Consider the following 19,937-nt stretch of genomic DNA (forward strand, 5'->3'; position numbering starts at 1 on the left):
GTTCGGGTGTTCTCCCGTGAGGAGGGCGACGAGCTGCCGCCGGGGGTCAACGAGCTGGTGCGCGTGTACGTGGCGCAGAAGCGTAAGATCACCGATGGTGACAAGCTGGCCGGCCGTCACGGCAACAAGGGCGTCATCTCGAAGATCCTGCCGGTGGAGGACATGCCGTTCCTGGAGGACGGCACGCCGGTCGACATCATCCTCAACCCGCTGGGCGTGCCCGGCCGGATGAACGTGGGCCAGGTGCTGGAGACCCATCTGGGGTGGATCGCCGCCCGGGGCTGGGACATCACCGGCATCCAGGAGGCGTGGGCCGAGCGGCTGCGCGAGAAGGGCTTCGAGAAGGTCGAGGCGCGCACCAACGTCGCCACCCCGGTCTTCGACGGCGCCAACGAGCAGGAGATCGTCGGCCTGCTCAACAACACCGTGCCCAACCGCGACGGCGACCGGATGGTCCAGGAGACCGGCAAGGCCCGCCTGTTCGACGGCCGCTCCGGCGAGCCGTTCCCGTACCCGATCTCGGTCGGTTACATCTACATCCTCAAGCTGCTCCACCTGGTCGACGACAAGATCCACGCGCGGTCGACCGGCCCGTACTCCATGATCACCCAGCAGCCGCTCGGCGGTAAGGCCCAGTTCGGCGGCCAGCGCTTCGGTGAGATGGAGGTGTGGGCGCTGGAGGCCTACGGCGCCGCCTACGCCCTGCAGGAGCTGCTGACCATCAAGTCCGACGACGTTCTCGGCCGGGTGAAGGTCTACGAGGCCATCGTCAAGGGCGAGAACATCCCCGAGCCCGGCATCCCGGAGTCCTTCAAGGTGCTGATCAAGGAGATGCAGTCGCTCTGCCTCAACGTCGAGGTGCTCTCCAGCGACGGCATGTCCATCGAGATGCGCGACACCGACGAGGACGTCTTCCGCGCCGCGGAGGAGCTCGGCATCGACCTGTCCCGGCGTGAGCCGAGCAGCGTGGAAGAAGTCTGAGGGGGAGATCGCACAAAATGCTAGACGTCAACTTCTTCGACGAGCTTCGGATCGGGCTGGCGACGGCCGACGACATCCGTCAGTGGTCGCACGGCGAGGTCAAGAAGCCCGAGACCATCAACTACCGGACCCTCAAGCCGGAAAAGGACGGGCTCTTCTGCGAGAAGATCTTCGGTCCGACCCGCGACTGGGAGTGCTACTGCGGTAAGTACAAGCGCGTCCGGTTCAAGGGCATCATCTGTGAGCGCTGCGGCGTCGAGGTGACCCGTGCCAAGGTGCGCCGTGAGCGGATGGGCCACATCGAGCTGGCCGCTCCGGTCACGCACATCTGGTACTTCAAGGGCGTTCCCTCGCGCCTCGGCTACCTGCTCGACCTGGCCCCGAAGGACCTGGAGAAGGTCATCTACTTCGCGGCCTACATGATCACGCAGGTCGACACCGAGATGCGTGAGCGTGACCTGCCCTCGCTGGAGGCGAAGATCTCCGTCGAGCGGCAGCACATCGAGCAGCGGCGCGACGCCGACATCGAGGCCAGGCAGAAGAAGCTCGAAGGCGACCTGGCCGAGCTGGAGGCCGCCGGCGCCAAGGGCGACCAGCGCCGCAAGGTCCGTGAGGGCGCCGAGCGCGAGATGCGCCAGCTCCGTGACCGGGCCCAGCGTGAGCTGGACCGGCTGGAGGAGGTCTGGAGCCGCTTCAAGAACCTCAAGGTCCAGGACCTCGAGGGCGACGAGCTGCTCTACCGCGAGATGCGCGACCGCTTCGGCCGCTACTTCAAGGGCGGCATGGGCGCGCAGGCCATCCAGGACCGGCTCGTCAGCTTCGACCTCGACGCCGAGGCCGAGAACCTGCGCGAGACCATCCGCAGCGGCAAGGGCCAGAAGAAGGCCCGTGCGCTCAAGCGGCTCAAGGTGGTGTCGGCGTTCCTCAACACCACCAACTCGCCGCGCGGCATGGTCCTCGACTGCATCCCGGTCATCCCGCCGGACCTGCGCCCGATGGTGCAGCTCGACGGTGGCCGGTTCGCGACCTCCGACCTGAACGACCTGTACCGCCGGGTCATCAACCGCAACAACCGCCTCAAGCGGCTTCTCGACCTCGGCGCGCCCGAGATCATCGTGAACAACGAGAAGCGGATGCTGCAGGAGGCCGTCGACGCGCTGTTCGACAACGGCCGTCGCGGCCGCCCGGTCACCGGTCCCGGCAACCGGCCACTCAAGTCCCTCAGCGACATGCTGAAGGGCAAGCAGGGTCGTTTCCGCCAGAACCTCCTGGGCAAGCGCGTCGACTACTCCGGCCGTTCGGTCATCGTCGTCGGCCCGCAGCTCAAGCTCCACCAGTGCGGCCTGCCCAAGCAGATGGCGCTGGAGCTGTTCAAGCCGTTCGTGATGAAGCGGCTGGTCGACCTCAACCACGCCCAGAACATCAAGTCCGCCAAGCGGATGGTCGAGCGCGCCCGCCCGGTCGTGTGGGACGTGCTCGAAGAGGTCATCACCGAGCACCCGGTGCTGCTCAACCGCGCGCCCACGCTCCACCGTCTGGGCATCCAGGCGTTCGAGCCGCAGCTCGTGGAGGGCAAGGCCATCCAGATCCACCCGCTCGTCTGCACCGCGTTCAACGCGGACTTCGACGGCGACCAGATGGCCGTGCACCTGCCGCTGTCGGCTGAGGCCCAGGCCGAGGCACGCATCCTGATGCTCTCGACCAACAACATCCTCAAGCCGGCCGACGGTAAGCCCGTGACGATGCCCACCCAGGACATGGTCATCGGCCTCTACTGGCTGACCACCATGAAGGAGGGCGCGCTGGGCGAGGGCCGCGTGTTCGGCTCCGTCGCCGAGGCGCAGATGGCCTTCGACCGCAGCGAGCTCGACATCCAGGCCAAGATCCAGATCAGGCTCAAGGATGTCCTGCCGCCGCGTGACTGGGTCGCGCCCGAGGGCTGGGAGCAGGGCGACCCGATCCGTCTGGAGACGACGTTCGGCCGCTGCCTGTTCAACCAGACGCTGCCGATCAGCTACCCGTTCGTCAACTTCCAGGTCGGCAAGAAGCAGCTGTCCACGATCGTCAACGAGCTGGCGGAGACCTACCCGAAGATCGAGGTCGCCAACTCGCTCGACGCGCTCAAGGACGCCGGCTTCCGCTGGGCGACCCGCTCCGGCGTCACGATCTCGATCGAGGACGTCGTCGCGCCGCCCAACAAGACCGACATCATGGAGAACTACGAGCGCCGCGCCGACAAGGTGCAGCGTGAGTACGAGCGCGGTCTGATCACCGACGAGGAGCGCCGCCAGGAGCTCATCGAGATCTGGACCCACGCCACGGCCGACGTCGAGACCGACATGGTCAACGCCTTCCCGGCGACCAACCCGGTCTGGATGATGGTCAACTCCGGCGCCCGCGGTAACAAGATGCAGGTGCGTCAGATCGCCGGCATCCGCGGCCTGGTGTCCAACACCAAGGGTGAGACGATCCCGCGGCCGATCAAGGCCTCGTTCCGCGAGGGCCTGTCGGTGCTGGAGTACTTCATCTCCACCCACGGACAGCGGAAGGGTCTGGCCGACACCGCGCTGCGCACCGCCGACTCGGGTTACCTCACCCGGCGTCTGGTGGACGTGGCGCAGGACGTCATCGTCCGCGAGATCGACTGCGGCACCGACCGTGCTGTCCCGCTGGCCGTCGGCGAGCGCGACATCTCGGGCAATCTGGTCAAGGCCGAGAACGCCGAGTCCAACGTGCACGGCCGGATCCTGGCCGAGGACGTCGAGGTCGACGGCAAGGTCGTCGTGGCGGCCGGTGTCGACATCAACGACATCCACGTCACCAAGCTGGTCGAGGCCGGCGTCGAGACCGTCCGCACCCGCAGCGCGCTCGTCTGCGAGGCGAAGATCGGTGTCTGCGCCACCTGCTACGGGCGCTCGCTGGCGACCGGCAAGCTCGTGGACGTCGGCGAGGCGGTCGGCATCATCGCCGCCCAGTCGATCGGTGAGCCCGGCACGCAGCTGACGATGCGTACCTTCCACACCGGTGGTGTGGCGGGCGCCGACATCACCCACGGTCTGCCCCGAGTCCAGGAGCTGTTCGAGGCGCGCATCCCCAAGGGTGTCGCCCCGATCTCCGAGGCGGAGGGCCGGGTCCGCATCGACGAGACCGACAAGGCGCGCAAGGTCGTCATCGTCCCGGACGACGGCTCCGAGGAGATCGCCTACCCGGTGTCGATGCGGTCGCGTCTGCTGGTCTCCGAGGGCGAGCGCGTCAAGGTCGGCCAGCAGCTGGTGGCCGGTGCGGTCAACCCCAACGAGGTGCTGCGCATCCTCGGCCCGCGGGCCGTGCAGCTGCACCTGGTGGCGGAGGTCCAGCAGGTCTACCGCTCGCAGGGTGTGTCGATCCACGACAAGCACATCGAGATCATCGTGCGGCAGATGCTCAAGCGCGTGAACGTGCTCGAGTCCGGTGACACCGACCTGCTGCCCGGAGAGCTCGTCGAGCGGCCGCGGTTCGAGCTCATCAACCGCGAGACCGTCGCCGAGGGCGGCGGCCCGGCGGCCGGACGCCCGGTGCTCATGGGCATCACCAAGGCGTCGCTGGCCACCGAGTCCTGGCTGTCGGCGGCCTCCTTCCAGGAGACCACCAGGGTCCTGACGGACGCGGCGATCCACGCCAAGTCCGACTCGCTCCTGGGCCTGAAGGAGAACGTCATCATCGGTAAGCTCATCCCGGCCGGCACGGGCATGCCCCAGTACCGCAACATCCGGGTCGAGCCGACCGAGGAGGCCAAGGCCGCCATGTACACCGTGGGCGGCTACGACGGCTCCGCGGCCGACTACACGTTCGGCACCGGCAGCGGCGAGGCAGTGCCGCTGGAGGAGTACGACTTCGGTCAGTACAACCGGTAACGAGCCACAGGCGAGCGCCCGGGCCCCTCGAAGGAGGGCCCGGGCGCTCGCTCGTTCCCGCCCTCTTCCCCCGCACGGAGGGTCGCGCGTACGGGGGAGCGCCGAGTCGTCATCTGCCCGTCGGGGGATGTTCTTGGTATGGTCGGCAGCAGACCAGATCTCGCTATATCATGAGGCGCGAGCAGTAGCCGGGCCTCTGGTGGGATGGACCGCGCGACACCCGGAGCGACAAGGCTTCCGAGCCTAGTCGCGGCGTTTTGACGTGTCGCGAGGTCCTGGTAACCTGGACCATCGTGCCCGTAGTTTGCGGGCTCTCGATCGTGCGCTCTTCAATGGCAGCGCAGGTCGGCTTCCTAGCTCGTAGTCCTCGTGGATGTGTCAGTGCGAACAGCGCGACACGCCCGAGCGCGGGGGCGTGGAGGCAAGGACAATTCGCAGGTCATGACACCGGCAGCACCTGCGAATTGCACAACTGACGTAACACCGGCCAGGCACGAAACGGAGTGGCAGTGCCCACTATTCAGCAGTTGGTCCGCAAGGGCCGGCAGGACAAGGTCTCCAAGACCAAGACTCCTGCCCTCAAGGGGAGTCCGCAGCGGCGCGGTGTGTGCCAGCGCGTTTACACCACGACCCCGAAGAAGCCCAACTCGGCCCTGCGCAAGGTGGCCCGTGTGCGGCTCACCAACGGCATCGAGGTCACGGCCTACATCCCCGGTGTGGGCCACAACCTGCAGGAGCACTCCATCGTGCTCGTGCGTGGCGGTCGTGTGAAGGACCTGCCGGGTGTTCGCTACAAGATCATCCGTGGTTCGCTCGACACCCAGGGTGTCCGCAACCGCAAGCAGGCCCGTAGCCGCTACGGCGCGAAGAAGGAGAAGAGCTAACTATGCCTCGCAAGGGTTCTCCTGGCCGCCGTCAGCTCATGGCTGACCCGGTTTACAGCTCCCCGCTGGTCACCGCCCTGATCAACAAGGTGCTTCTTGACGGCAAGCGCTCCATCGCGCAGTCGATCGTCTACGGCGCCCTTGAGGGCTGCAGGGACAAGACGGGCAACGACCCGGTCGTCACCCTCAAGCGTGCGCTCGACAACGTCAAGCCCACCCTCGAGGTTCGCAGCCGCCGCGTCGGTGGCGCGACCTACCAGGTGCCGGTCGAGGTGCGCGCCGCGCGCAGCACCACCCTGGCGCTGCGCTGGCTGGTGCAGTACTCCCGGGCCCGCCGCGAGAAGACCATGACCGAGCGCCTGATGAACGAGCTCCTCGATGCCAGCAACGGTCTCGGGGCGAGCGTGAAGAAGCGCGAGGACACCCACAAGATGGCCGAGTCCAACAAGGCCTTCGCCCACTACCGCTGGTAACCCCGGCGGGTTCGACGAGACGACGAGGACGCGAAGAAAGTGGCCACCACGACCGCACTTGACCTGGCCAAGGTCCGCAACATCGGGATCATGGCCCATATCGACGCGGGCAAGACCACCACGACCGAGCGCATCCTGTTCTACACCGGCATCAACTACAAGATCGGCGAGACCCACGAGGGCTCGGCGACGATGGACTGGATGGAGCAGGAGCAGGAGCGCGGCATCACGATCACGTCCGCCGCGACCACCTGTAGCTGGGACGGTCACACGATCAACATCATCGACACCCCGGGCCACGTCGACTTCACCATCGAGGTGGAGCGTTCGCTGCGTGTCCTCGACGGCGCCGTGGCCGTTTTCGACGGTGTCGCGGGTGTCGAGCCCCAGTCGGAGACGGTGTGGCGTCAGGCAGACGGCTACAACGTCCCCCGCATCTGTTTCGTGAACAAGATGGACCGCGTCGGCGCGGAGTTCCACCGCTGCGTCGACATGATGATCACCCGGCTGGCCGCGACGCCGGCCGTCGTCCAGCTTCCGTGGGGCGTCGAGGCCGACTTCAAGGGCGTCATCGACATCATCAGGATGAAGGGCCTCATCTGGAGCGCCGAGGCGGCCAAGGGTGAGATGTACGACACCGTCGACATCCCGGCCGACCACGCCGAGGCCGCTCGTGAGTGGCGCGACAAGCTGGTCGAGACCGTCGCGGAGAACGACGACGAGCTGATGGAGCTCTACCTCGAGGGCACCGAGCCCACCGAGGAGCAGCTGGTGGCGGCCCTGCGCCGCGCCACGCTGTCGGGCGCCGTCAACCCGGTGCTGTGCGGCACCGCGTTCAAGAACAAGGGCGTGCAGCCCCTGCTCGACGCGATCGTCGCCTACCTGCCGGCGCCGACCGACATCCCCGCCATCAAGGGCCACGCGGTCGGCGACGAGAGCACCGCGGTCGAGCGTCACGCCGACCCGAAGGAGCCGTTCTCGGCTCTGGCGTTCAAGATCGCCAGCGACCCGCACCTGGGCAAGATCACCTACATCCGCATCTACTCGGGCACGCTCGAGGCCGGTTCACAGGTCGTCAACTCTGTGAAGGGCAAGAAGGAGCGGATCGGCAAGATCTACCAGATGCACGCCAACAAGCGCGAGGAGCGCTCGTCGGCGATCGCGGGGCAGATCGTCGCGGTGATGGGCCTGAAGGACACCACCACCGGCGACACCCTGTCCGACCCGGTCAAGCAGGTCGTGCTCGAGTCGATGACGTTCCCGGCTCCGGTCATCAACGTCGCGATCGAGCCCAAGACCAAGGGTGACCAGGAGAAGCTGTCGACCGCGATCCAGCGGCTGGCCGAGGAGGACCCGTCCTTCCAGGTCCGCCGTGACGAGGAGACCGGCCAGACCGTCATCTGGGGGATGGGCGAGCTCCACCTCGAGATCCTGGTCGACCGGATGCGCCGCGAGTTCAAGGTCGAGGCGAACGTCGGCCGTCCGCAGGTCGCCTACCGCGAGACCATCCGCCGCAAGGTGGAGAAGGTCGACTACACCCACAAGAAGCAGACCGGTGGTTCCGGTCAGTTCGCGCGGGTCATCATCGACCTCGAGCCGCTGGGCGAGGGCAACGACGGTTACGAGTTCGAGAACAAGGTCACGGGTGGTCGCGTGCCGCGGGAGTACATCCCGTCGGTCGACGCGGGCGCCCAGGAGGCCGCCGAGTTCGGCGTGCTGGCCGGCTACCCGATGGTGGGCGTGAAGGTGACGCTCCAGGACGGTGCCGCGCACGACGTCGACTCCTCGGAGATGGCGTTCAAGATCGCCGGCTCGATGGCCTTCAAGGAGGCCGCGCGCAAGGCTGACGCCGTGCTCCTCGAGCCGATGATGGCCGTCGAGGTCACCACGCCCGAGGACTACATGGGTGACGTCATCGGTGACCTCAACGGTCGCCGGGGGCAGATCCAGGCGATGGACGAGCGGGCCGGCGCCCGCGTCGTCAAGGCGCTCGTGCCGCTGTCTGAGATGTTCGGCTACGTGGGTGACCTGCGTAGCAAGACGCAGGGGCGGGCGAGCTACAGCATGCAGTTCGACTCCTACTCGGAGGTGCCCCCGGGCATCGCCAAGGAGATCGTCGCGAAGGCCCGGGGCGAATAGTTCCCGGTCCCTGGCGGGACGGTGCGAGCCGTCCCGCCGCCTAGGGGTTCGGGAACACCCGGGCCCGAGTGTGCAGACGAAAGTCAGTCAGATTCTCAAGGAGAGAACCAGTGGGCAAGGCCAAGTTCGAGCGGACAAAGCCGCACATGAACATCGGCACCATTGGGCATATCGACCACGGTAAGACCACACTGACCGCGGCGATCACCAAGGTGCTCCACGACCGTTTCCCCGAGCTGAACGCCGCGACGCCGTTCGACAAGATCGACAAGGCGCCGGAGGAGAAGGCCCGCGGCATCACGATCTCGATCTCGCACGTCGAGTACCAGACCGAGAAGCGCCACTACGCGCACGTCGACTGCCCCGGTCACGCGGACTACGTGAAGAACATGATCACCGGTGCCGCTCAGATGGACGGCGCCATCCTCGTGGTCGCCGCCACCGACGGCCCGATGCCGCAGACGAAGGAGCACGTCCTCCTGGCCCGCCAGGTCGGCGTCCCCTACATCGTCGTGGCCCTCAACAAGTCCGACATGGTGGACGACGAGGAGATCCTGGAGCTCGTCGAGCTCGAGGTGCGCGAGCTCCTGTCCGCTCAGGAGTTCCCCGGCGACGACCTGCCCGTCATCCGCGTCTCCGCGCTCAAGGCTCTTGAGGGCGACGAGAAGTGGGCCGACAGCATCGTCGAGCTGATGAACGCCGTCGACGAGAACGTCCCCGAGCCCCCGCGTGAGACGGAGAAGCCGTTCCTCATGCCGGTCGAGGACGTCTTCTCGATCACCGGTCGCGGCACCGTCGTCACCGGTCGTATCGAGCGCGGCATCGTCAAGGTCAACGAGCAGGTCGACATCATCGGCATCAAGCCGGAGAAGACGACCACCACCGTCACCAGCATCGAGATGTTCAACAAGATGCTCGACGAGGGTCACGCCGGTGACAACGCCGCGCTGCTGCTCCGCGGCATCAAGCGCGACGACGTCGAGCGCGGCCAGTGCATCATCAAGCCGGGCACGACCACCCCGCACACCGAGTTCACCGGCCAGGTCTACATCCTGTCCAAGGACGAGGGCGGCCGCCACACGCCGTTCTTCAACAACTACCGCCCGCAGTTCTACTTCCGTACGACTGACGTGACCGGCGTGGTGAACCTCCCCGAGGGCACCGAGATGGTCATGCCGGGCGACAACACCGAAATGCGCGTTGAGCTGATCCAGCCCATCGCCATGGAGGAAGGCCTGAAGTTCGCGATCCGTGAGGGTGGCCGCACCGTCGGCGCCGGCCGGGTCGTGAAGATCATCAAGTAGCACGACCGCGGGGCGGCGGCCGGCCTCCTGGAGGGGCCGGCCGCCACACCACGAACGGGGCGGGCGGCCGCGAGGCGGCCCGGCCCGGGCACCACGGGAAAGCCGTGATTCAGCAGTGGCTTCGGGGCAACGACCGAAGTAACTGCCGGATCACGGAAGAAAAGGCAGATCACACGCGTCTGCTCGTGGGGCCACGCACTGAACAGCGGCACAAGCCGCACGATACTTTTTCTGACGACAGCGAAGGACACCGAGGCCACTATGGCGGGACAGAAGATCCGCATCCGGCTTAAGGCCTATGACCACGAGGTCATCGACGTTTCGGCCAAGAAGATCGTCGAGACGGTGACGCGGACTGGCGCGAAGGTCGCGGGCCCGGTGCCGCTGCCGACCGAGAAGAACGTGTACTGCGTCATCCGCTCGCCGCACAAGTACAAGGACAGCCGCGAGCACTTCGAGATGCGTACGCACAAGCGGTTGATTGACATCATCGACCCGACGCCCAAGACCGTCGACTCGCTCATGCGGCTCGACCTCCCCGCGGGCGTCGACATTTCGATCAAGCTCTGAGGGAACGCACTGACATGGCTAAGACGATCAAGGGCGTCCTGGGCAAGAAGCTCGGCATGACCCAGGTCTTCGACACGGACAACCGGCTGGTTCCGGTGACCGTGGTCGAGGCCGGTCCGTGCGTGGTGACCCGCGTCCGCAGCGCCGAGAAGGACGGCTACTCCGCCATCCAGCTCGGTTACGGGCAGGTCGACCCGCGGAAGGTCAACAAGCCGCTCGGCGACTACCTGCGTAAGCACGACATCACCCCGCGCCGTTACTTCGCGGAGATCCGCACCGACGACGCGAGCGACTACACCCTCGGCCAGGAGCTGCTGGCCGACACCTTCGAAGCCGGCCAGTTCGTCGACGTGACGGGCAAGAGCAAGGGCAAGGGCTTCGCCGGTGTGATGAAGCGTCACGGCTTCGGTGGTCTGGGCGCGTCGCACGGTACGCAGCGCAAGCACCGGTCGCCGGGTTCCATCGGTGGCTGCGCCACCCCGGGCCGTGTATTCAAGGGCCTGCGCATGGCGGGGCGGATGGGTAACGTCCGCACGACTGTGCAGAGCCTCAAGGTTCACGCCGTGGACGCCGAGAAGGGTCTCATCCTGATCAAGGGTGCGATTCCGGGCGCCAACGGCAGCCTGGTCCTCGTCCGCACCGCTGCCAAGAAGGGGGCCGCGAAGTGACCAGCATCGACGTGCTCGACGCGAGCGGCGCCAAGACCGGCTCCGTCGAGCTGCCTGACGAGATCTTCGGCGCGAAGGTCAACATCCCGCTGATCCACCAGGTCGTGGTGGCCCAGCAGGCGGCGCGCCGGCAGGGCACGCACAAGGCCAAGAGCCGCGGCGAGGTTCGCGGTGGCGGCAAGAAGCCGTACCGGCAGAAGGGCACCGGCCGTGCCCGTCAGGGCTCGACCCGTGCGCCGCAGTTCACCGGCGGTGGCGTCGTCCACGGTCCGGTGCCGCGCGACTACTCGCAGCGGACGCCCAAGAAGATGAAGGCCGCCGCGCTGCGTGGCGCCCTGTCCGACAGGGCGGCCGCGGGCCGCGTCCACGTGGTGAGCAGCCTGGTCGACGGCGAGACGCCGAAGACCAAGGCGGCCCTGCAGGCGCTGCGCGCCATCACCGAGGCCAGGTCCGTGCTCGTCGTGGTCGATGAGGACGACGAGATGACCTGGCTGAGCCTGCGCAACGCGCCGGAGGTCCACCTGCTGGACTCCGGGCAGCTCAACACCTACGACGTGCTCTGCAACGACGCCGTGGTCTTCACGCAGGAGGCGTACGACCAGGTCGTGGCCCGGCTGTCGGAGGGCGCTCGCACTGAGAAGGAAGACGCCTGATGGACAACACCGGTCAGCCGGTCGCCCGTAAGACGACCATGGAGCGGGTCTCCGACCCGCGCGACGTCATCATCAAGCCGGTGGTCTCCGAGAAGAGCTACGGCCTGATCGACGAGAACAACAAGTACACGTTCCTGGTGAGGAACACCGCGAACAAGACGCAGATCAAGATCGCGGTGGAGAAGATCTTCGGGGTCAAGGTCACCGGGGTGAACACGATCAACCGGCAGGGCAAGCGCAAGCGGACCCGCACCGGTTTCGGTAAGCGTCCCGACACCAAGCGCGCGATCGTGAGCTTGGCCGAGGGCGATCGGATCGACATCTTCGGTCAGATCGGCTGACCCGCGGGGGGCGCTGCTCCCCGCGATCCCCCCGGGGTCGCCGTCGGCGACGCGGGTGGGGTGCTCTGCACGTATCGCCGGTTCGAGACCCGCGGCTCCGAGGTCAGGGGCCGCGGGCGGGAACCGGCGGTGACACAAGAGATCCAGTTCTCTGGAGCTGGATTCCGACGAAGGATGAACGAAAAAGATGGGCATCCGTAAGTACAAGCCGACGACTCCGGGTCGCCGCGGGGCGAGTGTCTCGGACTTTTCCGAGATCACCCGCAGCACGCCCGAGAAGTCGCTGCTTGCACCCCTTCACGGTAAGGGCGGCCGTAACGTACACGGCCGGGTCACCGCTCGCCACCAGGGCGGCGGTCACAAGCGCGCCTACCGGATCATCGACTTCCGCAGGCATGACAAGGACGGCATTCCGGCCAAGGTCGCTCACATCGAGTACGACCCCAACCGCACCGCCAATATCGCGCTGCTGCACTACGCCGACGGCGAGAAGCGCTACATCATCGCGCCGACCGGCCTCAAGCAGGGCGACCGCATCGAGAACGGCCCCGGGGCCGACATCAAGCCGGGCAACTGCCTGCCGCTGCGCAACATCCCGACGGGTACTTTCATCCACGCGGTGGAGCTCCGTCCGGGCGGCGGCGCCAAGCTCGGCCGCTCCGCCGGCGCGCAGATCCAGCTGCTCGCCAAGGAGGGCCAGTACGCCACGCTGCGTATGCCCTCGGGCGAGATGCGCATGGTCGACGTGCGCTGCCGCGCGACGGTGGGTCAGGTCGGCAACGCCGAGCAGGCCAACATCAACTGGGGCAAGGCCGGCCGTATGCGGTGGAAGGGCAAGCGCCCGACCGTCCGCGGTGTCGCCATGAACCCCGTCGACCACCCGCACGGTGGTGGTGAGGGCAAGACCTCCGGTGGTCGCCACCCGGTGAACCCCAAGGGCAAGCCCGAGGGCCGCACCCGCCAGCCCAACAAGGCCAGCGACCGCCTGATCATTCGCCGGCGTAGCAAGAAGAAGCGGTAGGAGCAGCCAGAATGCCACGTAGCCTTAAGAAGGGTCCCTTCGTCGACGATCACCTTCAGAAGAAGGTGGACGCGCAGAACGAGAAGGGCACCAAGAACGTCATCAAGACGTGGTCGCGGCGCTCCATGATCGTTCCCGACATGCTCGGGCACACGATCGCCGTGCACGACGGCCGCAAGCACGTCCCGGTGTTCGTCACCGAGTCGATGATCGGTCACAAGCTCGGAGAGTTCGCCCCGACGCGGACCTTCCGCAGCCACGTCAAGGAAGACCGCCGCAGCCGGCGATAGACAGCCTTCAGAAGTCAGAGGAGTAAGCGATGGAAGCCAGGGCTCAGGCGCGGTTCGTCCGCGTCACGCCCCAGAAGGCCCGCCGCGTGGTGGACCTTATTCGCGGGCTGCCCGCTTCGGAGGCGCAGGCCGTGCTGCAGTTCGCTCCCCAGTCGGCGAGCGAGCCGATCTACAAGGTGCTCTCGAGCGCGGTGGCGAACGCGGAGCACAATTTCGATCTCGACCCTCAGACGCTGGTCGTCAGCCGCGCGTGGGTCGACGAGGGCCCGACGCTGAAGCGGTTCCGTCCGCGTGCTCAGGGTCGTGCCTATCGGATCAACAAGCGGACGAGCCACATCACCGTGATCGTGGAGTCCCGCGAGCCGAAGGGAAGGACCCGATAGTGGGCCAGAAGGTTAACCCGCACGGGTTCCGCCTCGGCATCACGACCGACTTCAAGAGCCGGTGGTACGCCGACAAGCTGTACAAGTCGTACGTGGCCGAGGACGTGGCGATCCGTCGCATGCTGCAGAAGGGCATGGAGCGGGCCGGCATCTCCAAGGTGGAGATCGAGCGTACGACCGACCGCGTCCAGGTCGACATCCACACCGCGCGTCCGGGCATCGTCATCGGCCGCCGCGGCGCGGAGGCCGACCGCATCCGCGGCGACCTGGAGAAGCTGACCAAGAAGCAGGTCCAGCTCAACATCCTCGAGGTGAAGAACCCCGAGACCGACGCCCAGCTCGTCGCGCAGGGCGTGGCCGAGCAGCTGTCCAGCCGCGTCTCGTTCCGTCGTGCCATGCGCAAGGCCATGCAGTCGGCGATGAAGAGCGGCGCCAAGGGCATCCGGGTGCAGTGCTCGGGCCGTCTCGGCGGTGCTGAGATGTCGAGGTCGGAGTTCTACCGCGAGGGCCGGGTGCCGCTGCACACGCTCCGCGCGGACATCGACTACGGCTTCTACGAGGCCCGTACCACCTTCGGCCGGATCGGCGTGAAGGTGTGGATCTACAAGGGCGAGGCGGCGACCAGTCGCGCCGAGCGTGAGGCCGCCGCTGCCGGCGCCCGCGCCGGTCAGCGCCGCGAGCGGGACGACCGCAGGGGCGGCGGCGACCGTCCGCGTCGTTCCGGTGGTGCCCGTCGCGGTGGCCGTGGCGACCGCGCCCCCAGGACTGAGGCGGCCGCGCAGGCTGCCCCCGAGACCGGCCCGGCCGCGCAGCCGGGTGCTGAAGGGAGCTGACCATGCTGATCCCGCGCAGGGTCAAGCACCGCAAGCAGCACCGGCCTGACCGCAGCGGAGCCGCCAAGGGCGGCACCAGGGTCGTGTTCGGCGAGTACGGCATTCAGGCGATTGAGCACTCTTACGTGACCAACCGCCAGATCGAGTCCGCTCGTATCGCCATGACCCGTCACATCCGCCGTGGTGGGAAGGTGTGGATCAACATCTACCCCGACCGTCCCCTCACCAAGAAGCCTGCCGAGACCCGCATGGGTTCCGGTAAGGGTTCGCCGGAGTGGTGGATCGCCAACGTCAAGCCCGGACGCGTGATGTTCGAGCTGTCCGGCGTGGGCGAGACGGTCGCGCGTGAGGCGCTTCAGCGCGCGATCCACAAGCTGCCGATGAAGTGCAAGATTGTTAAGCGTGAAGTGGGTGAGGCGTGATGGCTAAGGGCCTGACCGCCGGAGAGCTGCGTGTGGAGGACCAGGACACCCTGGTCCAGAAGCTGAAGGAGGCGAAGGAGGAGCTGTTCAACCTCCGCTTCCAGGCGGCGACCGGTCAGTTGGAGAGCCACGGGCGGCTGCGTGCCGTCCGCCGCGAGATCGCCCGTATCTACACCGTGATGCGCGAGCGCGAGCTGGGCATCGTCACGGTCGAGAAGGAGACGAGCGATGGCTGAGACCGAGACCACCGGCACCACCGAGACGGACGCCGAGCGCGACCGCAACTTCCGTAAGGTCCGTGAGGGCCTGGTCGTCAGCGACAAGATGGACAAGACCGTCGTCGTCGCCGTCGAGGACCGGGTCAAGCACCGCCTGTACGGCAAGGTCATCCGCCGTACGACCAAGTACAAGGCGCACGACGAGTCCAACGCCTGCGGCGTGGGCGACCGTGTGCTTCTGATGGAGACCCGCCCCCTCTCCGCCACCAAGCGGTGGAGGGTCGTGGAGATCCTCGAGAAGGCCAAGTAGGTTTTCTCGGATATACCGCGCCTCGTGGGGGTCACTCCCCATGACGGCGTCCAAGGACGCGAGGCCGTCAGGCCTCGCGTCGCCTGCGGTGCGGCCCCAGGAGCGGCTGCTCCGGGCTTCTGAACCTGAGGGTTCAGGGGGCCCGGGGCGCGGCCCCTGCGGGTTCGTGGCCGGGGGACCAAGACCATATCGGGTTCCGCCAGGCTCGGGCGGGGGCTTGCCTCCGTCCGAGAACCGGCGCGACTAACAGGAGTCAACGTGATCCAGCAGGAGTCGCGGCTCAAGGTCGCCGACAACACGGGTGCCAAGGAGATTCTCTGCATCCGTGTGCTCGGCGGCTCGGGCCGACGCTACGCCGGTATCGGCGACGTCATCGTCGCCACTGTCAAGGACGCCCTCCCGGGCAGCACGGGCGTCAAGAAGGGCGATGTCGTCAGGGCCGTCATCGTCCGCACCGCCAAGGAGCGCCGCCGGCCCGACGGCTCCTACATCCGCTTCGACGAGAACGCCGCCGTCATCATCAAGGACAGCGGCGACCCTCGTGGCACCCGTATCTTCGGCCCGGTCGGCCGTGAGCTGCGCGACAAGAAGTTCATGCGCATCATCTCGCTCGCTCCGGAGGTGCTGTAATGCCGAAGCTGCATGTGAAGAAGGGTGACCTCGTCGCCGTCATCGCCGGCAAGGACAAGGGCGCCAAGGGCCGGATCATCGCCACGCTCCCGCGCGAGGACCGCGTGGTGGTCGAGGGCGTCAACATGATCAAGAAGCACACCAAGGAGACCAACCAGGGTCCGCGTGGCGCCAAGTCTGGCGGCGTGCAGACCATGGAGGCTCCCATCCACGTGAGCAACGTGAAGAAGCTCAAGGACGACAGCCCGAAGGACAAGCCCGCCGACAAGAAGGCCGAGCAGGCCGACGAGACGGGTGAGGACAGCTGATGACTGCTACGACCACCGAGACCGAGCGCCCGACGCCGCGCCTCAAGACGAAGTACCGCGAGGAGATCGCGGCCAAGCTTCGCGAGGAGTTCGGCATCGAGAACGTCATGCAGATCCCCGGCCTGGTGAAGATCAAGGTCAACATGGGTGTCGGCGAGGCGGCCCGCGACTCGAAGCTGATCGAGGGCGCCGTCCGCGACCTGACCGTGATCACCGGCCAGAAGCCGGCCGTCGTCCGGGCCCGCAAGTCCATCGCCCAGTTCAAGCTGCGCGAGGGCATGCCGATCGGCGCGCACGTCACTCTCCGCGGTGACCGCATGTGGGAGTTCCTCGACCGGCTGCTGTCGCTGGCGCTGCCGCGCATCAGGGACTTCCGCGGCCTGTCGCCGAAGCAGTTCGACGGCAACGGCAACTACACGTTCGGCCTGACCGAGCAGGTCATGTTCCACGAGGTCGACCAGGACAAGGTCGACCGGCCCAGGGGCATGGACATCACGGTCGTGACCACCGCGAAGAACGACGACCAGGGCCGGGCGCTGCTCAAGCTTCTCGGCTTCCCCTTCAAGGAGGCCTGATCCAGATGGCGAAGAAGTCGCTGATCGCCAAGGCAGGGCGCAAGCCGAAGTTCCAGGTGCGCGCCTACACCCGCTGCTCGCGCTGCGGACGTCCGCGCGCCGTCTACCGGAAGTTCGGCCTGTGCCGCGTGTGCTTCCGTGAGATGGCCCACCGGGGCGAGCTGCCTGGCATCACCAAGTCCAGCTGGTAGTTACCCTTGGGGGGCGGCGCGTGAGTCGTCCCCTTCGGGCGACCGCCCGCCGCACATATCTGTAAACATCAAAATCGGGAGCTCTCGCCGAGAGTTCCCATGACCACGCCGAAGGTCCACCGGCAGAGCAGTGCACTCCACTGACACTCGGCCGACTGGAAACCGCGGCGAGGAAGGCCACTGGCCATGACGATGACCGACCCGATCGCAGACATGCTCACACGTCTGCGTAATGCGAACTCGGCTTACCACGACAGCGTGTCGATGCCGTACTCGAAGATCAAGGCGCACATCGCCGAGATCCTCCAGCAGGAGGGCTACATCCAGGCCTGGAGCGTCGAAGACGCCAAGGTCGGCAAGAACCTCGTGGTGGAGCTCAAGTTCGGGCCGAGCCGTGAGCGTTCGCTGGCGGGCCTGCGCCGGGTTTCCAAGCCTGGCCTGCGGGTCTATGCGAAGAAGGACAACCTGCCTCGAGTCCTGGGCGGACTGGGCGTCGCGATCATCTCGACGTCCCACGGTCTCATGACCGACAAGCAGGCCGGCAAGCGTGGTGTGGGCGGGGAAGTCCTCGCCTACGTCTGGTAGAGGGGAGGAACACAGCATGTCACGTATCGGACGGCTGCCCATCCCTGTGCCCAGTGGCGTAGACATCACGATCGACGGCCAGGATGTCCAGGTCAAGGGCCCGAAGGGCACGCTCACTCACACGGTCGCGGAGCCCATCAAGGTGGGCCGCGACGACGACGGCGCCATCCAGGTCTCCCGTCCCAACGACGAGAACAAGGTCCGCGCTCTGCACGGGCTGTCGCGGACGCTGATCGCCAACATGGTGCAGGGCGTCACGCAGGGCTACTCCAAGTCCCTGGAGATCGTCGGCGTCGGTTACCGCGTCCAGGCCAAGGGCCCGACGCAGCTGGAGTTCTCGCTGGGCTTCAGCCACCCGGTCATCGTGGACGCCCCCCAGGGCGTCACCTTCCGCGTCGAGAAGCCGACCCTGTTCCACGTGGACGGCATCGACAAGCAGAAGGTCGGCGAGGTCGCCGCCAACATCCGCAAGCTGCGCAAGCCCGACCCGTACAAGGGCAAGGGCGTGCGCTACCAGGGCGAACAGATCCGCCGCAAGGTCGGAAAGGCTGGTAAGTAGGCATGGCTCCGAAGACTGCGTTCGGCAAGCACACGGCTGCCCGCACCGTCTCGCGGGCCCGCCGTCACCGCCGCGTCCGCAAGCAGGTCGTCGGTACGACCCAGCGTCCGCGCCTGGTCGTCAACCGCTCGACCCGCCACATGTTCGTCCAGATCGTGGACGACACCGTCGGGCACACGCTGGTGAGCGCGTCCACCATGGACCCCTCGCTGCGTGCGCTGGAGGCGGACAAGACCGAGAAGGCGAAGAAGGTCGGCGAGCTCCTCGCTCAGCGGGCCAAGGAAGCCGGGATCACCGCTGTCGTGTTCGACCGCGGTGGCAACCGCTACGCCGGCCGCATCGCGGCTCTGGCGGACAGCGCTCGCGAAGGCGGGCTCGAGTTCTGATGGCAACTGAGAAGAGGAACCACTGATGGCTGCAGCTCCGCGTCGCGGTGGCGGCACCGGTGGCGAGCGGCGGGACCGTCGTGACGACCGCCGCGGCGGCGCCGCCGACAAGGGCGTCTCGTACATCGAGCGCGTAGTGAAGATCAACCGAGTGGCCAAGGTCGTGAAGGGTGGTCGTCGCTTCAGCTTCACCGCCCTCGTCGTCGTCGGCGACGGCAACGGCATGGTCGGCGTCGGCTATGGCAAGGCCAAGGAAGTCCCGGCCGCCATCGCCAAGGGCGTCGAAGAGGCGAAGAAGCACTTCTTCAAGGTGCCTCGGATCCAGGGCACGATCCCGCACACGGTGCAGGGCGAGGAGGCGGCCGGTGTCGTCTTCCTGCGGCCGGCGTCCGCCGGTACCGGCGTGATCGCCGGTGGCCCGGTGCGCGCGGTCCTGGAGTGCGCCGGCATCCACGACGTGCTGTCGAAGTCGCTCGGCTCCGACAACCCGATCAACATCGTGCACGCCACCGTGGCGGCTCTGAAGGGCCTTTCCCGGCCCGAGGAGATCGCCGCCCGTCGTGGCCTGCCGATCGAGGACGTGGCTCCGGCTCGCATGCTCAAGGCCCAGCGCGAGGGTATCGCCGAGGCCGCGGCAGCGAAGGCGGTGAGCTAGTCGTGGCACGCCTGAAGATCACTCAGGTTCGCTCGAAGATCGGTGGCAAGCAGAACCAGCGTGACTCGCTGCGTTCGCTTGGCCTGAAGCGGATCGGCGACGTCGTCGTCAAGGAGGACAGGCCCGAGATTCGCGGCATGGTCTCCGTGGTGACGCACCTCGTCGAGGTGGAAGAGGTCGACTAGTCATGACTGACAAGGCTCCGCTCAAGATTCACGACCTGCGTCCTGCTCCCGGTGCCAACAAGCCGAAGACCCGCAAGGGCCGCGGCGAAGCGTCGAAGGGCAAGACCGCCGGTCGCGGCACCAAGGGCAGTCGCGCCCGCACGACCGTCCCCCTCGGTTTCGAGGGTGGTCAGGTGCCGCTGCAGAGGCGTCTGCCGAAGCTCAAGGGCTTCTCCAACGCCCTGTTCAAGACGACCTACCAGGTCGTCAACCTGGACAAGCTCGGTGAGCTGTTCCCCGAGGGTGGCGACGTCACCGTCGAGGCGCTGGTGGCCAAGGGCGCTGTCCGCAAGAACCAGCCGGTCAAGGTGCTGGGCACCGGGGAGATCTCGGTCGCGGTGAACGTGCAGGCGCATGCCTTCTCGAACACCGCGAAGGAGAAGATCGCCGCTGCCGGTGGCTCCGTGACCGAGCTGTAAGAGCAATTACGAGGCGTGGGGG

General features: G+C 66.9%; 27 protein-coding genes. All 27 read left to right on the plus strand.

The genetic code is table 11. The annotated features are described in order from the left end of the window. A partial coding sequence (locus ACZ6YG_RS27425) for a DNA-directed RNA polymerase subunit beta (RefSeq protein ID WP_466019587.1) occupies positions 1 to 981 on the plus strand: 981 nt, incomplete at its 5' end. Between the two features lie 17 nt (positions 982 to 998). Then, positions 999 to 4,874, plus strand: coding sequence for a DNA-directed RNA polymerase subunit beta' (locus ACZ6YG_RS27430; protein WP_148036775.1), 3,876 nt, complete (start codon positions 999 to 1,001; stop codon positions 4,872 to 4,874). A gap of 509 nt (positions 4,875 to 5,383) precedes the next feature. Then, positions 5,384 to 5,758 carry a 30S ribosomal protein S12 gene (gene rpsL, locus ACZ6YG_RS27435; RefSeq protein ID WP_020542315.1) on the plus strand — a complete coding sequence of 125 codons (375 nt, stop codon included), beginning with the start codon at positions 5,384 to 5,386 and terminating at the stop codon, positions 5,756 to 5,758. A 2-nt stretch (positions 5,759 to 5,760) separates the two neighbouring features. Then, positions 5,761 to 6,231, plus strand: coding sequence for a 30S ribosomal protein S7 (gene rpsG / locus ACZ6YG_RS27440; RefSeq protein ID WP_055505082.1), 471 nt, complete (start codon positions 5,761 to 5,763; stop codon positions 6,229 to 6,231). A gap of 90 nt (positions 6,232 to 6,321) precedes the next feature. Further along, positions 6,322 to 8,370, plus strand: coding sequence for an elongation factor G (fusA, locus tag ACZ6YG_RS27445; protein ID WP_378525323.1), 2,049 nt, complete (start codon positions 6,322 to 6,324; stop codon positions 8,368 to 8,370). A gap of 110 nt (positions 8,371 to 8,480) precedes the next feature. Next, a complete protein-coding gene (gene tuf / locus ACZ6YG_RS27450) occupies positions 8,481 to 9,674 on the plus strand; it encodes an elongation factor Tu (RefSeq protein WP_219545096.1) in 1,194 nt (397 codons plus the stop codon). A gap of 261 nt (positions 9,675 to 9,935) precedes the next feature. After that, positions 9,936 to 10,244: a 30S ribosomal protein S10 gene (gene rpsJ / locus ACZ6YG_RS27455; protein WP_030912931.1), complete on the plus strand. Its 309-nt coding sequence runs from the start codon at positions 9,936 to 9,938 to the stop codon at positions 10,242 to 10,244. A 14-nt stretch (positions 10,245 to 10,258) separates the two neighbouring features. Then, positions 10,259 to 10,912, plus strand: a complete 654-nt coding sequence (gene rplC / locus ACZ6YG_RS27460; RefSeq protein WP_148036778.1) for a 50S ribosomal protein L3 — start codon at positions 10,259 to 10,261, stop codon at positions 10,910 to 10,912. After that, on the plus strand, positions 10,909 to 11,565 hold the full coding sequence (rplD, locus tag ACZ6YG_RS27465; RefSeq protein WP_148036779.1) for a 50S ribosomal protein L4: 657 nt from the start codon (positions 10,909 to 10,911) through the stop codon (positions 11,563 to 11,565). Before rplC ends, rplD begins: the two co-directional genes overlap by 4 nt. Before the next feature lie 38 nt (positions 11,566 to 11,603). Further along, complete coding sequence (rplW, locus tag ACZ6YG_RS27470) at positions 11,604 to 11,906, plus strand: 50S ribosomal protein L23 (protein ID WP_148037290.1); 303 nt, start codon at positions 11,604 to 11,606, stop codon at positions 11,904 to 11,906. A gap of 187 nt (positions 11,907 to 12,093) precedes the next feature. Beyond that, positions 12,094 to 12,927: a 50S ribosomal protein L2 gene (gene rplB, locus ACZ6YG_RS27475; protein ID WP_148036780.1), complete on the plus strand. Its 834-nt coding sequence runs from the start codon at positions 12,094 to 12,096 to the stop codon at positions 12,925 to 12,927. 11 nt (positions 12,928 to 12,938) lie between these two features. Further along, positions 12,939 to 13,217, plus strand: a complete 279-nt coding sequence (gene rpsS, locus ACZ6YG_RS27480) for a 30S ribosomal protein S19 (RefSeq protein ID WP_030451498.1) — start codon at positions 12,939 to 12,941, stop codon at positions 13,215 to 13,217. A 29-nt stretch (positions 13,218 to 13,246) separates the two neighbouring features. After that, complete coding sequence (gene rplV, locus ACZ6YG_RS27485) at positions 13,247 to 13,600, plus strand: 50S ribosomal protein L22 (protein WP_148036781.1); 354 nt, start codon at positions 13,247 to 13,249, stop codon at positions 13,598 to 13,600. Then, positions 13,600 to 14,433: a 30S ribosomal protein S3 gene (gene rpsC, locus ACZ6YG_RS27490; RefSeq protein WP_148036782.1), complete on the plus strand. Its 834-nt coding sequence runs from the start codon at positions 13,600 to 13,602 to the stop codon at positions 14,431 to 14,433. Before rplV ends, rpsC begins: the two co-directional genes overlap by 1 nt. 2 nt (positions 14,434 to 14,435) lie before the next feature. Then, positions 14,436 to 14,855 (plus strand): 50S ribosomal protein L16, encoded by a 420-nt coding sequence (gene rplP, locus ACZ6YG_RS27495; RefSeq protein ID WP_148036783.1) that lies wholly within the window; start codon positions 14,436 to 14,438, stop codon positions 14,853 to 14,855. Continuing rightward, positions 14,855 to 15,091 (plus strand): 50S ribosomal protein L29, encoded by a 237-nt coding sequence (gene rpmC / locus ACZ6YG_RS27500; protein WP_080047279.1) that lies wholly within the window; start codon positions 14,855 to 14,857, stop codon positions 15,089 to 15,091. The genes rplP and rpmC overlap by 1 nt, the downstream gene beginning before the upstream one ends. After that, positions 15,084 to 15,383 (plus strand): 30S ribosomal protein S17, encoded by a 300-nt coding sequence (gene rpsQ / locus ACZ6YG_RS27505; protein WP_148036784.1) that lies wholly within the window; start codon positions 15,084 to 15,086, stop codon positions 15,381 to 15,383. The genes rpmC and rpsQ overlap by 8 nt, the downstream gene beginning before the upstream one ends. 258 nt (positions 15,384 to 15,641) lie before the next feature. Then, positions 15,642 to 16,013: a 50S ribosomal protein L14 gene (gene rplN / locus ACZ6YG_RS27510; protein ID WP_148036785.1), complete on the plus strand. Its 372-nt coding sequence runs from the start codon at positions 15,642 to 15,644 to the stop codon at positions 16,011 to 16,013. Positions 16,014 to 16,021: 8 nt separating this feature from the next. Next, positions 16,022 to 16,321, plus strand: a complete 300-nt coding sequence (gene rplX / locus ACZ6YG_RS27515; protein ID WP_219545196.1) for a 50S ribosomal protein L24 — start codon at positions 16,022 to 16,024, stop codon at positions 16,319 to 16,321. Further along, positions 16,321 to 16,896, plus strand: a complete 576-nt coding sequence (rplE, locus tag ACZ6YG_RS27520; RefSeq protein WP_148036787.1) for a 50S ribosomal protein L5 — start codon at positions 16,321 to 16,323, stop codon at positions 16,894 to 16,896. The genes rplX and rplE overlap by 1 nt, the downstream gene beginning before the upstream one ends. A gap of 5 nt (positions 16,897 to 16,901) precedes the next feature. Continuing rightward, positions 16,902 to 17,087, plus strand: coding sequence for a type Z 30S ribosomal protein S14 (locus ACZ6YG_RS27525; RefSeq protein WP_132337023.1), 186 nt, complete (start codon positions 16,902 to 16,904; stop codon positions 17,085 to 17,087). A gap of 186 nt (positions 17,088 to 17,273) precedes the next feature. Next, entirely contained in the window at positions 17,274 to 17,672 is a 399-nt protein-coding gene (rpsH, locus tag ACZ6YG_RS27530; protein ID WP_148036788.1) for a 30S ribosomal protein S8, read from the plus strand. A 16-nt stretch (positions 17,673 to 17,688) separates the two neighbouring features. Further along, positions 17,689 to 18,231: a 50S ribosomal protein L6 gene (rplF, locus tag ACZ6YG_RS27535; protein ID WP_148036789.1), complete on the plus strand. Its 543-nt coding sequence runs from the start codon at positions 17,689 to 17,691 to the stop codon at positions 18,229 to 18,231. Between the two features lie 2 nt (positions 18,232 to 18,233). Continuing rightward, positions 18,234 to 18,617: a 50S ribosomal protein L18 gene (gene rplR / locus ACZ6YG_RS27540; protein WP_148036790.1), complete on the plus strand. Its 384-nt coding sequence runs from the start codon at positions 18,234 to 18,236 to the stop codon at positions 18,615 to 18,617. Between the two features lie 25 nt (positions 18,618 to 18,642). After that, a complete protein-coding gene (gene rpsE / locus ACZ6YG_RS27545) occupies positions 18,643 to 19,272 on the plus strand; it encodes a 30S ribosomal protein S5 (protein WP_132509678.1) in 630 nt (209 codons plus the stop codon). Positions 19,273 to 19,274: 2 nt separating this feature from the next. Then, positions 19,275 to 19,457, plus strand: a complete 183-nt coding sequence (gene rpmD / locus ACZ6YG_RS27550; protein ID WP_080043226.1) for a 50S ribosomal protein L30 — start codon at positions 19,275 to 19,277, stop codon at positions 19,455 to 19,457. Between the two features lie 2 nt (positions 19,458 to 19,459). Further along, positions 19,460 to 19,915 (plus strand): 50S ribosomal protein L15, encoded by a 456-nt coding sequence (gene rplO, locus ACZ6YG_RS27555; RefSeq protein WP_148036791.1) that lies wholly within the window; start codon positions 19,460 to 19,462, stop codon positions 19,913 to 19,915. The last annotated feature ends 22 nt before the right edge of the window (positions 19,916 to 19,937 follow it).

The sequence above is a fragment of the Nonomuraea sp. NPDC054003 genome, assembly GCF_055585125.1.

Excerpts from the sequence above, each read along its gene's own strand:
- rplE (WP_148036787.1), top strand. The coding sequence starts at position 16,321 with ATGACTGCTACGACCACCGAGACCGAGCGCCCGACGCCGCGCCTCAAG.
- rpsE (WP_132509678.1), top strand. The coding sequence starts at position 18,643 with ATGGCTGCAGCTCCGCGTCGCGGTGGCGGCACCGGTGGCGAGCGGCGG.
- rpsJ (WP_030912931.1), top strand. The coding sequence starts at position 9,936 with ATGGCGGGACAGAAGATCCGCATCCGGCTTAAGGCCTATGACCACGAG.
- rplW (WP_148037290.1), top strand. The coding sequence starts at position 11,604 with ATGGAGCGGGTCTCCGACCCGCGCGACGTCATCATCAAGCCGGTGGTC.
- ACZ6YG_RS27430 (WP_148036775.1), top strand. The coding sequence starts at position 999 with ATGCTAGACGTCAACTTCTTCGACGAGCTTCGGATCGGGCTGGCGACG.
- rpsS (WP_030451498.1), top strand. The coding sequence starts at position 12,939 with ATGCCACGTAGCCTTAAGAAGGGTCCCTTCGTCGACGATCACCTTCAG.
- ACZ6YG_RS27525 (WP_132337023.1), top strand. The coding sequence starts at position 16,902 with ATGGCGAAGAAGTCGCTGATCGCCAAGGCAGGGCGCAAGCCGAAGTTC.
- rpsQ (WP_148036784.1), top strand. The coding sequence starts at position 15,084 with ATGGCTGAGACCGAGACCACCGGCACCACCGAGACGGACGCCGAGCGC.
- rplB (WP_148036780.1), top strand. The coding sequence starts at position 12,094 with ATGGGCATCCGTAAGTACAAGCCGACGACTCCGGGTCGCCGCGGGGCG.
- rpmC (WP_080047279.1), top strand. The coding sequence starts at position 14,855 with ATGGCTAAGGGCCTGACCGCCGGAGAGCTGCGTGTGGAGGACCAGGAC.
- rplF (WP_148036789.1), top strand. The coding sequence starts at position 17,689 with ATGTCACGTATCGGACGGCTGCCCATCCCTGTGCCCAGTGGCGTAGAC.
- rplC (WP_148036778.1), top strand. The coding sequence starts at position 10,259 with ATGGCTAAGACGATCAAGGGCGTCCTGGGCAAGAAGCTCGGCATGACC.
- rplV (WP_148036781.1), top strand. The coding sequence starts at position 13,247 with ATGGAAGCCAGGGCTCAGGCGCGGTTCGTCCGCGTCACGCCCCAGAAG.
- rplP (WP_148036783.1), top strand. The coding sequence starts at position 14,436 with ATGCTGATCCCGCGCAGGGTCAAGCACCGCAAGCAGCACCGGCCTGAC.
- rplO (WP_148036791.1), top strand. The coding sequence starts at position 19,460 with ATGACTGACAAGGCTCCGCTCAAGATTCACGACCTGCGTCCTGCTCCC.
- rplR (WP_148036790.1), top strand. The coding sequence starts at position 18,234 with ATGGCTCCGAAGACTGCGTTCGGCAAGCACACGGCTGCCCGCACCGTC.
- rpsH (WP_148036788.1), top strand. The coding sequence starts at position 17,274 with ATGACGATGACCGACCCGATCGCAGACATGCTCACACGTCTGCGTAAT.
- fusA (WP_378525323.1), top strand. The coding sequence starts at position 6,322 with ATGGCCCATATCGACGCGGGCAAGACCACCACGACCGAGCGCATCCTG.
- rpsG (WP_055505082.1), top strand. The coding sequence starts at position 5,761 with ATGCCTCGCAAGGGTTCTCCTGGCCGCCGTCAGCTCATGGCTGACCCG.